This window comes from Pseudoxanthobacter sp. (assembly GCF_036822375.1).
Taxonomy (GTDB): Bacteria; Pseudomonadota; Alphaproteobacteria; order Rhizobiales; family Segnochrobactraceae; genus Pseudoxanthobacter.
In genome coordinates, this window is the sequence record NZ_DAISHT010000062.1 from 5,859 (window position 1) to 18,236 (window position 12,378).

Here is a 12,378-nt window from a genome sequence, read left to right on the forward strand (position 1 = left end):
GCTCCGGCGCCGCGCGCGGCATCGTCGGCCGCGGCACTCCGGCCGGTTCTGGCGGCATCCTGCCAATCAATCTAGCAAATTGGTAGAAATTTCATTCCGCCCTGTGCGCCTGCGCCGACACGGTTTTGCTGCGGCCGCCGGCACGCCCGCCCGAAAGGCCCGGCCGGCGCGGCGATGACCCGGAACAGCCCGCCGATACCGGCGGCCGGCGGTGGCTTTTTCGCATCGCCGAAGAAACCGGAACGCAGTCGCAAAAAACCGCCGGCGACAGGAACGCGCGCCCTCAGCGGCTTCGGACATTTAGAAAATAGACGTTATTTCAATATGATAAAACAAATGTACCTATACACCATCAATAAAGTGGATTATTGCTCTCTCCATCGTTCGGACAGGCGCCGTTGCCGCAGGCCCGGTTGCCTGCGGCCCCGCGCCGGGCCCCGCCGCCGATAACGCATCCGCCCGCCCTGCCCCCATTTTGCCTGCGGGCCGCAGAGGCCGGACATGCGCGGTCCCTTCGTCTTCATCGGAGAGCCTTGATGACCATCGCTGCTGAAACTGCCCCGGTCCGGGGTGTGCGGGTCAATTCGCCGGAACCGTTCGCGCCGCTGCCGCGCCCCGCCGCCCCGGCGCATGTGATCCGCGACGATGCCGAAGCCATTGCCGTCGCCACTGACCTTGCCGCCCGCTTTGCCCGGGGCGCGGCGGAGCGCGATGCCGAGGGCTTCCTGCCCATCGCGGAACTCGATGCGCTGTCGCAGAGCGGCCTGCTGGGCATCAATGTGCCGAAGGCCTACGGCGGTGCCGGCGTCAGCTATGTGACGCTGACCGAGGTGATCAAGATTCTGTCAGCCGCCGATTCCTCCATCGGCCAGATCCCGCAGAATCATCTGGCGATCATCGAGCACATCGTCAACGACGGCACCGAAGAGCAGAAGGCGTTCCTGTTCGGCGCGGTGCTGAGCGGCCTGCGCTTCGGCAATGCCTTTTCCGAAAAGGGCAGCAAGACGGTCGCCGCCTTCGAAACCCGCTTCGTGGAAGACGGCGACGACGTGGTGCTGAACGGCCGCAAGTTCTACACCACCGGCGCGCTGCTGGCCCACATCGTGCCCATCGTCGCGGTCGACGGCGAGGGGCTGCCCTTCCTCGTCTTCGCCGACCGCGATGCGGCCGGGCTGACCATCGTCAACGACTGGTCCGGTTTCGGCCAGCGCACCACCGCTTCCGGCACGGCCATCGTGGAGAACGTGCGGGTGCCGAAGTCGCGCGTCATTCCGGCCTGGCGGGCCTTTGCCGAGCCCACCGCCGCCGGTCCGGTGTCGCAGATCATTCAGGCCGCGGTGGATACCGGCATCGCGAAGGGCGCCATCGACGAGACCATCCGCTTCGTGCGCGAGCGTTCGCGCCCCTGGCTCGACAGCGGTGCGGAGACGGCCGGCGAGGATCCGTTCACCATCGTCGCCGTCGGCGATCTGGAAATCCGGCTTCACGCAGCCGAAGCGGTTCTGGAACGGGCCGGCCGGCTGGTGGATGCCGCCCTCGCCACCCCCAACGAAGAGACGGTGGCCGCGGCAACCGTGGGCGTGGCGGAAGCCAAGGTGCTTTCCACCGAGATCGCCATTCTGGCCACCAACAAGCTGTTCGAACTGGCAGGCACCCGCTCGGTGCTGCGGGCCGACAATCTCGACCGCTACTGGCGCAATGCCCGCACCCACACCCTGCACGACCCGGTGCGCTGGAAGTTCTTCCACGTCGGCAATTTCTACCTGAACGGCATCAATCCGCCGCGCCACGCCTGGAACTGAGCCGGCCATTCGACCCGAACGAAACCCGGCGCGCGGCCTGCCCGCAGGGCACCGCGCGCCGGCCGCGCCCGCATCATCCGAGGTTGAAATGACCACCGTCGACCGCAGCCTGCACAACCAGTCCACGCTGAGCCACGCCCGCCCCGCCCCGCACATTGCCCCGCGCCGCGCGCCGGCCCACCGCATCCGCACCGATGCCGAGGCCATCGAGATCGCCCGCCGCCTTGCGGAGGATTTCGCCCGGGAGGCGGCCGAGCGCGACCGCACGCGCCGCCTGCCCATTGCCGAGATCGAGCGTTATTCGCAGAGCGGCCTGTGGGGCATCACGGTGCCGAAGGACTTTGGCGGCGCCGGGGTTTCCAACACCACGCTGGCGGAGGTGGTGGCCATCATCTCGGCCGCCGATTCCTCCATCGGCCAGATCCCGCAGAACCATTTCTACATGGTCGAGGCGCTGCGCCTCGGCGGTTCTGAGGAGCAGAAGCGCGTCTATTTCGAGCGTGTGCTGGATGGCGACCGCCTCGGCAACGCCTTCACCGAAATCGGCACGAAGACGCCGGTCGATTACAAGACCCGCGTGCTGCCGAAGGGCGACGGGTTCGTTCTCAACGGCCAGAAATTCTATTCCACCGGCGCGCTGTTCGCCCACCTCGTGCTCGTGGTGGCGCGCGATGCCGACGACCGCGACGTCATCGTGTTCCTTGAGCGCAACACGCCCGGCCTGACGCTGGTGGACGACTGGTCGTCGTTCGGCCAGCGCACCACCGGCTCCGGTTCGACCTATTTCGACGATATCGCGGTGACGCCGTTCCAGATCGTGCCGCACTCCGTCGCCTTCGACGTCCCGACGCCGATGGGACCGGTCTCGCAGATCATCCATTCCGCGGTGGAAGTGGGCATTGCCCGCGGCGCGCTGGCGGCCACCATCGATTATGTGCGCCAGTACACCCGGCCGTTCTACGAGACGAACTACGAGCACGGCTACGAAGACCCGCACATCATCCACGCCGTGGGCGAGCTTGCGATCCGGGTCAACGCCGCCGGCGATCTGCTGGCCCGCGCCGGGCGCATCACCGATGCGGCAGCGGCAAACCCGACGGCCGGCACCGTGGCGGCGGCCTCCGTCGCGGTGGCGGAGATCAAGGCCTATGCCACCGAGGTGGCATTGCAGGTTTCCTCCAAGCTGTTCGAGCTGGCCGGCGCGCGCGCCACGCTGGAATCGTGGGGTCTCGACCGCTTCTGGCGCGGCGCCCGCACCCACACCCTGCACGATCCGGTGCGCTGGAAGTACCACCACATCGGCAACTACTACCTCAATCAGGTGAACCCGCCGCGCCACGGCGCCCTGTGAGCGCGGATCGCGCGGCGCCGCACAGCCGGCCGCCGCGCGCCCCCCGGGGCACCGCGAAGACAGCACATCCTGTTACCGGGAGAATTCGGCGATGAGCGCGCCCCTTCCCTTTGCGGATACCGATCCGCTCCGTTTTGCCTACTGGGTTTCCAACCTGTCGGGCGGTCAGGTCGTCAGCCGCATCGAGCAGCGCACGGGCTGGGATTTCGACTACAACGTGAAGCTGGCGCAGGCGGCGGAAAAGGCCGGCTTCGACTTTGCCCTCACCGCCACCCGCTTCGTCGGCGGCTACCGGGCCGATGGCCAGCATGAATCGACGGCCTTCGCCTCCGCCCTGCTGGCGAAGACCGAACGGCTGCAGTTCATCGTCGCCATCCTGACCGGGCTGTGGCACCCCGCCGTCATCGCCAAGCTGGGCGCCACCAACGACATCATTCACGGCGGGCGCTGGCACATCAACATCGTGTCGGGCTGGTTCCGCAAGGAGTTCGAGACACTCGGGCTGCCTTGGCCCGATCACGATGCGCGCTATCGGCGCTCGGAAGAGTTCATCCGTGTTCTCAAGGGGTTGTGGACCGAGGACGACTTCAGTTTCCGCGGCGAATTCTACGATATCGACAACTACACCCTCAATCCGCGTCCGACCTTCCAGCCCCATCCGCTGATTTTTCAGGGCGGTTCCTCCACCGCCGCGCGGCAGATGGCGGGCCGGGTTTCCGACTGGTACTTCACCAACGGCGGCACCCGTGAGGAGCTTGCCGCGCAGGCGGCGCAGGTGAAGGGCTATGCGGCGGAAGCCGGCCGGCGCATCCGCGTCGGCGCCAATGCGTTCATCATCGCCCGCGAAACCGAGGCTGAGGCCCGCGCCGTGCACCGGGCGATCGTGGAGCAGTCCGACCCCGCCGCCGTCGCCGGCTTTGCCGAGGCGGTGAAGGAGGCCGGGCAATCCACGAAAGACGGCATCGGCAACTGGGCGAAGTCGTCCGCCGCCGATCTGGTTCAGCCCAACGATGGCTTCCGCACCGACCTGATCGGCACACCCGAACAGATCGCCGAGCGCATCGTCGCCCTCAAACGCTCGGGCATCGATCTGGTGCTCGCCGGCTTCCTGCACTTTCAGGAAGAGGTGGCGTTCTTCGGCGAGCGTGTGCTGCCGCTGGTGCGCCAGCTTGAGGCCGCCGGCGCCGTGAAGGCGACGGCCTGATCGCCCCCCGCCCGCGCCCCGCACGCGGAGCCGCCTGCCTCTGCCCTGCTGCCTGAAACAATCAGGCCGGCGCTTTGCCGGCCGCGACGGCTGCCACCCCGGTGCCCCCGGCACCGGGAAGGCGGCCTGCGTCCCGATTTTGCCTGCGCCGTGCGCGCCGAACCGCCGGAAGACCGGCACCAGAAAACCGGCATGAGAAAATCAGCATGAGAAAACCAGCATGACACGAAAAATCGATCCCCGCCGTTTCCCCCGCTTCGAGGACAAGCGCGTCGTCGATGCCCACATGGACCGGCTCGACACCCGCGGCCTGTCGCGCCGCGATTTTCTGGCGCTCGCCTCCGCCGGTGCGGTGCTCGGCGCCTTCGGGGCCACCATGGGCCTGCCGAACGTGGCGCTGGCCGACCCTTCCGGCAAGCTCGCCTTTCTGACCGCCTTCTATCGCAATGAATATAACCTCATTGCCGACAAGGCGTTCGAGAATGCCACCCGGACGTTCGGCCTGCCTTACACGGTCGTCGACGGCCAGTTCGACAGTCAGCTTCAGCTGACGCAGTTCGAGCAGCAGGTCGCGGCGGGCACGCAGTCGGCCATCTTCAACCTTGCCGACGGATCGGCGATCCGCCGCATTTCGAAGATCGCCGGCGAGAACCAGATCTATGTCGGCAATGTGTGGGACAGCCTGCCGTGGTTCACGCCGTTTGAGGCGAGCGACTATTACACGCTCTATGCCGTGCCGGAGGAATTCGCCGCCCACAAGGCGGTGACCGAGGTGCTGCTGAAGACCATTACCGAAAAGTTCGGCGGCGGCGACGTGATCGGCGTCACCGGCGTGCCCGGCAACTGGACGGACATCGCCCGCAGCCGCGGCCGCGACGCGGCCTTCCGGGACTATCCCAAGACCCGCCTCGTCGGCGAACTGCCCGGCCGCTGGAATCGCGAAGACGCCCTGAAGGCCACCGAAGATCTGCTGACGCGCAACCGCAACGTCGTCGGTGTCGTGGCTCAGAACGACGATGTGGCGCAGGGGGCAATCGCCGCCATCCGCGCCGTCGGCCTGAAGCCGGGTGAGGACATCTTCGTCGTCGGCGCCGACGGCACCTCCGCCGGGGCGCGCTCCATCGCCCGCGGCGAGCAGCTTGCCACCTCTGCCAACAGCCCGGCCTTTGTCGCCGGCCTGTTCACGGCGCGCATCTACGACGTGACCCACGGCTGGAAGCCGCGCGCGCCGGAGCGCATGCAGAACTGGCGCTCGCTGATTGCCACCAAGGCCAATATCGACGGCTACATTGCCCGCTTTGTCGATAACAACGGCGTTGAGCCGTTCGATTACCGGAAAATGTCGAAAGTCCTCCATCCCGACAACTGGGACCCGCAGGTCGATCTCTATCCGCTCGATATCGACCGGCACTGGGAAGGCATTCCGCGCCCCGCCAGCTTCGTCTATCCGGCCGCCTATCTGGAGGCCCGCAAGAACGGAGAGTGGGAAGCGGTGACGCAGGAATACGCCGACCACTACAAGATCAAGTTCGACGGCCCCTCGCCCAACAGCAAGGCGTGAGCCGCCGCGGCGCGGGCCCCGGCGGCCCGCGCGCCTGCCCCTTCTCCGCGCGACCCGCAGCGCCGGTTCTGATTTTCACACTTCGCCGCCCGTTCATGAAGAGGACCCGATGGCCAAGCGGTTCGATATCAAAGCCTTTGCCCGCAGCCTGCCGCGTTTTGAGGAAAAGCGCGTCGTCGACACCTACATGGAGCGCCTCGATACCCAGGGCGTCTCCCGGCGCGATTTTCTGGCGCTCGCCTCGGCCGGCGCCGCGGTGGGTGCGGCCTGCGCGGCCTACGGCCTGCCCACGGCCGCGGTCGCCAGCCCGAACGGCAAGGTCGCCTATCTCGCGTGGAGCGCCTCCACGGAATATAACCAGCTTGTGAGCAAAGGCGCGGAAGCCGTTGCAAAGGAATATGGTTTTAATTACGCCTTCCTCGACGGGCAGATTGACAGCAACCGCCAGCTGAACCAGTTCGAGCAACTGACCACGCAGGATGCGCAGGGCGGTTTCTTCAACATTCTGGACGGCAGCGCCCTGAAGCGCGTTGCCACGCTCGCCAGCGATTCCAACGTCTATTTCGGCGCGATCTGGGACAGCCTCGCCTGGTACACCCCGTTCGATGCCGGCCAGTACTACACCCTCTATGCCGTGCCGGAGGAGCGCGCCGCGCACCGCGGCGTGACCGAGGTGCTGCTGCAGAAGGTGACCGACAAGTTCGGCGGCGGCGATATCGTGGCCCTCACCGGCACGCCGGGCAACTGGTGCGAGATCGCCCGCAACGCCGGCCGCGACAGTGCCTTTGCGAAATATCCCAAGACGCGGCTGGTGGACCAGCTGCCCGGCAAGTGGCTGCGCGAGGAATCGCTGAAGGCCACGGAAGACCTGCTGACGCGCAACAAGAACATCGTCGGCATCGTGACCCAGAACGATGACGAGGCGCAGGGCGCCATCGCGGCGGTGCGGCAGGCCGGCCTTGTGCCGGGCGAGGATATCTTCATCGTCGGGGCGGACGGAACCTCGCTGGGCGCCCGGGCCATTGCCAGGGGCCAGCAGCTCGCCACCTCCGGCAACAGCCCGGTGTTTACCGGCGCCTTCATGGCCGCGCGCATCTACGACGTGTCCCACGGCTTCAAGCCGAAAGCGCCGGAACGGATGCTCTACTGGAACTCCACCATCGTCACGCCCGACAACGTGGATGGCTACATCGCCCGCTATGTCGATAACGGCGCCGTCGAGCCGTTCGATTATCGCCGGCTTTCGCGCGTGCTGCATCCGGATGACTGGGATCCGCAGGCCGATCTGTTCCCCATCGACATCCTTCAGCACTGGCAGGGCTATCCCAAGCCGGAAGGCTACGAGCCGCCCGCGGCCTACACCGCATCCCACGCGAGCGGCGAATGGGCGGCGGTCACGAAGGACTATGCCGACCACTACAAGATCAAGTTCGACGGCCCCTCGCCCAACAGCAAGGCCTGAGACCTCCGGCCGCGCGCCGGCGGCCGCTCCGCCGCCGGTGTGTCCCTTTCTTCTCCAAGCGGGATGCCACGATGACAGCCTCTCAGGCCGCGCCGGATGCGCCGCTCTTTCAGGCGCACCGCCTTTCCAAGCGTTACGGTCCCAACACCGTGCTCGATCAGGTGAGCTTCGAGGTGCCGCAGAATGCCGTCGTCACCTTCGTCGGCGAAAACGGGGCCGGCAAGTCGACGCTGTTCAACATTCTGAGCGGCATCGTCCGGGCCGATGCCGGCACCATGACGCTCGGCGGCGAGCCGTTCAGCCCGGCCGGCTATGATGCCGCCGTGGCGCGCGGCGTGACGCGGGTGTTTCAGGAACAGTCGCTCGTCGCCAACGTGCCGGTCTACGAGAACCTGATCCTCGGCTATGAGCGCCGCTTCGACAGAGCCGGCGGCTTCATCGACCGCCGCGCCATGATCGCGGCAGCCGAGAGCATCGTCGACGAGGCCGGGCTCGATGTCGATGTGCGCCGCCGCACCGGCGATTACGACTTCTCCCGCCGCCAGTCGATCGAGATTGCCCGCGCGTGTCTGGCGCCGCTGCATCTGGGCGGCATCCGGCGGCCGTTCGTGCTGCTCGACGAGCCGACGTCCGCCCTCGACCGGCGCGACGAGGAGGCGTTCTTCAGCCTCGTCGCGCGGCTGCGCAAGGTCGGCTCGCTGCTGTTCGTCTCCCACCGCCTGACGGAAGTGCTGGCGGTCTCCGACCTGATCTACGTGCTGAAGGACGGCGCGCTGGTGGAGCGGCTGGAGCCGAAGGACGCCACCGAGGGCCTGCTGCACGGCCTGATGGTGGGCCGGGAGCGCGCCGACGATTATTTCCACGAGAACCGCCAGCGCACGGTGCCGGACGGGCCGGTGCGGCTTTCCGTGCGCCAGCTCGGCGACGGCGAGGCCTATGCCGACGTGAGCTTCGAGGTCCGCGCCGGCGAGGTGGTGGGCATCGGCGGCCTGCTCGATTCCGGCAAGAGCGCGCTCGGGCGCGGTATCGCCGGCATCGACGCGGTGGCAACCGGCACCGTGGCGCTGGAAAAGACCGTGCCCTGCCGGCCGGATATCCGCCGGCAGGTTGCCGCCGGCCTTGGCTATGTGCCGGCAGAACGGCTGACCGAGGGCATGATCGCGCCGTTCCCGGTGGCGTGGAACCTGTCGCTCGCCTCCGGTGCCGACCTGTTCTCCGGCCGCCTCGGCTTCTGGCGCCGCGGCCGCGAGGTGGAGGCGGCCGAGCGCTTTGCCCGGGCGCTCTCCATCCGCTCCGCCCGCCCGGACACGATCTGCACACGCCTTTCCGGCGGCAACCAGCAGAAGGTCGTGCTGGCGCGCTGGCTGGTGCGCGACCCCGGCGTGCTGGTGCTCGACAACCCCACCCGCGGCGTCGATGCCGGTGCCAAGGAAGAGATCTACCGGCTCATCCGCGACCTCACCGACAAGGGCGTGGCCGTGGTGCTCATCACCGACGAGTTGCTGGAACTCATCGGCCTTTCCAACCGCATCCTCATCCTGCAACGCGGCCGGGTGGTGAAGGAAATCGACGCGCCGCCCTCCGCCAAACCGGGCGAACGCGAGCTGGTGGCGGCCATGCTGCCGCAATCCGACAGCGACGGGAGGCCGCCGGCCGCCCATTCCGCCGGCCATGCCGCCGCCTCTGCTTCCGCCCCCTCGGTTCACTGAAGGAAAACCACCCATGAGTGCCCCGACCGAAGCGGCCCTTGACGCCGCCCCCCGTCGCCTGTTGCCCGCCTTTCCGATCGACAAGAGCCTGTGGCTGCCGGTGGGCGTGGTGCTGGGCCTGATCGTGTTCTTCTCGCTGGCGACGGACTCTTTCGCCAGCCTGCGCAATTTCAGCGCCATCACCGGTCAGGCCGGCACGCTGCTGATCGCCTGCCTCGGCTGCACCTTCGTCATTCTCATGGGCAGCATCGATCTGTCGGTGGGGGCCACCGTGCTGCTGGTCGGTGCGGCGAGCGTGCAGATCCTCAATGCCACCGACCTCGGGCCGGCCATCATCGTGGTTGCCGCCGCCATCGGCGCGGTGCTCGGCCTCGTCAACGGCATCATCTATGTGCGCGGCCGCATTCCCTCGTTCGTGGTCACCCTCGGCACGCTGTCGGTGTTCAGCGGCATCGCCCTGCAGGTGCTGGAAGGCCGCGCCATCTCGTTCGATGCGCCGGGACTTGAGGAACTTGCCATCGGCCAGCTCATTCCGCGCCTGCCCAACATCGCGCTGTGCGCCATCGTGGCGTGGGCCATCGTGGTGGTCATTGCCAGCCGCACCCGCTTCGGCCGCTACATGTACCTGATCGGCGGCGGCGAAACCGTGGCCCGCACCGCCGGCGTGCCGGTCAACCGCTACAAGATCTATGCGTTCGTGCTCTCCGGCCTGCTGGCCGGCATCGGCGGCATTCTCGCCGTGGCGCGCCTCGGCGCGGCCGGGCCGTCGCTGGGGCAGGATCTGCTGCTCAACACGCTGGCGGCCATCGTGGTGGGCGGCACCTCGCTTGCCGGCGGCGCCGGCGGCCCGCAGCGCACCCTCATCGGCGTGCTCATCATCGCCATTCTCGACAACGGCCTGAACCTGATGGGCGTGTCGCAATATTCGCAGATGATCGTGAAGGGCGCCGTCGTCATCGCCGCGGTGCTGGTCAGCCGCGAGCGCAGCCCCGCCGCCATCGTGAAATAACCCGCCGGCCGCACCGCCCCCGCCGGCAGGCGGGCACCCGGCCCGCCTGCCCCGCTCTCCGCAGTCCGCAGTCCGCAGTCCGCAGTCCGAAAGGAAACCTGCCCCATGGCCAACCGCACCGCGCCGCGCCGGCTCATCTTCAACGGCTTTTCCATGAATGCCGTGTCCCACGTCTATCATGGCCTGTGGCGCCGGCCGGATACGCGCCAGACCGAGTTCAACGATCTCGCCACCTGGATCGAACTGGTGCAGCTTCTGGAGCGTGGCAAGTTCGACAGCCTGTTCCTTGCCGATATCATCGGCGTTGATCCGGCCTACAAGGGCGGCTGGGACCACTACATCGAAGAGGCCGTTCAGATCCCCATCAACGATTCCGGCGTACTGGCGGCCGCGCTCATCGGCGCCACGCAGAACCTCGGGCTCGTTTTCACCTCATCGATCCTGCAGGACCATCCGTTCAACTTCGCCCGCCGCGTCTCCACCTTCGACCACCTCAGCAAGGGCCGCGTCGGCTGGAATATCGTGACGAGCGTCAGCCACAACGCCGCGCAGAACTTCGGCTTCGACCGCATCGTGCCCCACGACCAGCGTTATCTCTGGGCGGACGAATATGTCGATGTCGCCTACAAGCTCTGGGAAGGCTCGTGGGAAGACGATGCCGTCGTTCTCGACCGCGCCGGCAACCGCTATGCCGATCCGGGCAAGATCCACCGCATCCATCATCAGGGCAGCTTCTACAAGGTGCTCGGGCCGCACCTGTCGCAGCCCTCGCCGCAGCGCACGCCGGTGCTGTTTCAGGCCGGCGCCTCGCGCGCCGGGCGCGGGTTTGCCGCCCGCAATGCCGAAGGCACCTTCATCGCCGCGCTGTCGCCGGACGGGGTTCGCAAGGTGGCCGCCGATATCCGCGCGCAGGCGGTGGCCGCCGGCCGCAACAGCGATGACATCAAGATCATTCAGGGTCTGACCTTCGTCGTCGGCTCCACCGAGGAAGAGGCCCGCCGCCGCGCCCGCGCACTGGAAGAGGACACCAGCCTCGACGGCCTGCTGGCCCATATCAGCCGCGATCTCGGCATCGACCTCGGCAAGCTGGAGCCCGACCGTCCCGTCGACGAACTGGAGATCGACGGCGTGCAGGGCATCATCCGCTTTTTCGAAGAGGCACACCCCGGCAAGCGGGCGACGGTGCGCGATCTGGGCTTCGCCTACGCCGGCACCAACCGGATCGTCGGCACGCCGGAGCAGATCGCCGACGAACTGGCACGCTGGCAGGAAGCCGGCATCGATGGCGTCAACGTCATCTACCAGACGACGCCGGGCACCTTTGCCGCCTTTATCGAGCATGTGACGCCGGTTCTGCAGGCGCGCGGCCTGCAGCAGACGGACTATGCCCCCGGCACGCTGCGCGACCGGCTGTTCGGCGCCGGCCCGCGCCTGCCGGACCGCCACCCCGCCGCCCGGCATCGCCACCGGGAGGCCGTCGCGGCCGAATAAGGCCCGGTTCCGTCCCGGTCCCGGTTCTGATTTCCCTGACAAACGAAAGACGCCCCCGGATCGCGCGCTGCGGCCCGGGGGCGTCTTTCTGTCTGTCCGCCCGAAATGCAGAAAGGGCACCCTGAAGGGTGCCCTTTCCCGATTCTGCCGAAGGAGCCCGATGCAGCGGAGCCGGTCCCTGCCGGGCCCGGCCCGCCTGCGGGGCGTTCGGGGATCAGAAGTCCATGCCGCCCATGCCGCCGCCGGCCGGGAGCGCCGGAGCGTCCTTCTTCGGCTTCTCGGCAATGAGCGCCTCGGTGGTCAGCAGCAGCGAGGAGACCGAAGCGGCGTTCTGCAGCGCGGTGCGCACCACCTTGGCCGGATCGATCACGCCGAGCTTGTAGAGATCGCCGAACTCGCCGGTCTGGGCGTTCCAGCCGAAGGCCAGATCGTCGCTCTCCAGCAGCTTGCCGACGATGATGGAGCCATCGGCGCCGGCGTTCTGGGCGATCTGACGGGCCGGGGCCTGAACGGCGCGGCGCACGATCTCCACGCCGGTCTTCTGGTCGGCGTTGACCGGGTTCACCTTGTCGAGCGCCTTCAGGGCGCGCAGCAGGGCGAGACCGCCGCCCGGCAGAATGCCTTCCTCGACAGCGGCGCGGGTGGCATGGAGCGCGTCGTCAACGCGGTCCTTCTTCTCCTTCACCTCGACTTCGGTGGCGCCGCCGACGCGGATGACCGCAACGCCGCCCGAAAGCTTGGCCAGACGCTCCTGCAGCTTCTCGCGGTCGTAGTCCGAGGTGGTCTCCT

9 protein-coding genes are annotated in these 12,378 nt (G+C 67.6%); 8 read left to right on the top strand and 1 reads right to left on the bottom strand.

Annotation, left to right across the window (positions count from 1 at the left end; translation table 11 throughout):
- The first annotated feature begins 536 nt into the window (after positions 1-536).
- The 8 genes from V7067_RS08210 (at position 537) to V7067_RS08245 (ending at position 11,589) form a co-directional block, all read left to right on the top strand.
- The gene (locus tag V7067_RS08210) at positions 537-1,802 is read left to right on the top strand and encodes an SfnB family sulfur acquisition oxidoreductase (protein WP_334175406.1); all 1,266 of its coding nucleotides are present in this window, start codon (positions 537-539) and stop codon (positions 1,800-1,802) included.
- 88 nt (positions 1,803-1,890) lie between these two features.
- On the top strand, positions 1,891-3,153 hold the full coding sequence (locus tag V7067_RS08215) for an SfnB family sulfur acquisition oxidoreductase (RefSeq protein WP_334175407.1): 1,263 nt from the start codon (positions 1,891-1,893) through the stop codon (positions 3,151-3,153).
- Between the two features lie 91 nt (positions 3,154-3,244).
- Positions 3,245-4,357: a dimethylsulfone monooxygenase SfnG gene (sfnG, locus tag V7067_RS08220; protein ID WP_334175408.1), complete on the top strand. Its 1,113-nt coding sequence runs from the start codon at positions 3,245-3,247 to the stop codon at positions 4,355-4,357.
- Positions 4,358-4,577: 220 nt separating this feature from the next.
- Positions 4,578-5,918, top strand: a complete 1,341-nt coding sequence (locus V7067_RS08225) for a substrate-binding domain-containing protein (RefSeq protein ID WP_334175409.1) — start codon at positions 4,578-4,580, stop codon at positions 5,916-5,918.
- Positions 5,919-6,027: 109 nt separating this feature from the next.
- Positions 6,028-7,380 carry a sugar ABC transporter substrate-binding protein gene (locus tag V7067_RS08230; protein ID WP_334175410.1) on the top strand — a complete coding sequence of 451 codons (1,353 nt, stop codon included), beginning with the start codon at positions 6,028-6,030 and terminating at the stop codon, positions 7,378-7,380.
- A 71-nt stretch (positions 7,381-7,451) separates the two neighbouring features.
- A complete protein-coding gene (locus V7067_RS08235; RefSeq protein WP_334175411.1) occupies positions 7,452-9,089 on the top strand; it encodes a sugar ABC transporter ATP-binding protein in 1,638 nt (545 codons plus the stop codon).
- A gap of 13 nt (positions 9,090-9,102) precedes the next feature.
- Entirely contained in the window at positions 9,103-10,098 is a 996-nt protein-coding gene (locus V7067_RS08240; protein WP_334175412.1) for an ABC transporter permease, read from the top strand.
- 105 nt (positions 10,099-10,203) lie between these two features.
- Complete coding sequence (locus tag V7067_RS08245; RefSeq protein ID WP_334175413.1) at positions 10,204-11,589, top strand: NtaA/DmoA family FMN-dependent monooxygenase; 1,386 nt, start codon at positions 10,204-10,206, stop codon at positions 11,587-11,589.
- A 214-nt stretch (positions 11,590-11,803) separates the two neighbouring features.
- Here V7067_RS08245 and V7067_RS08250 read toward each other — a convergent pair.
- Positions 11,804-12,378, bottom strand: a 575-nt coding sequence (locus V7067_RS08250) for a TCP-1/cpn60 chaperonin family protein (protein WP_334175414.1), incomplete at its 5' end; no start/stop codon positions are given.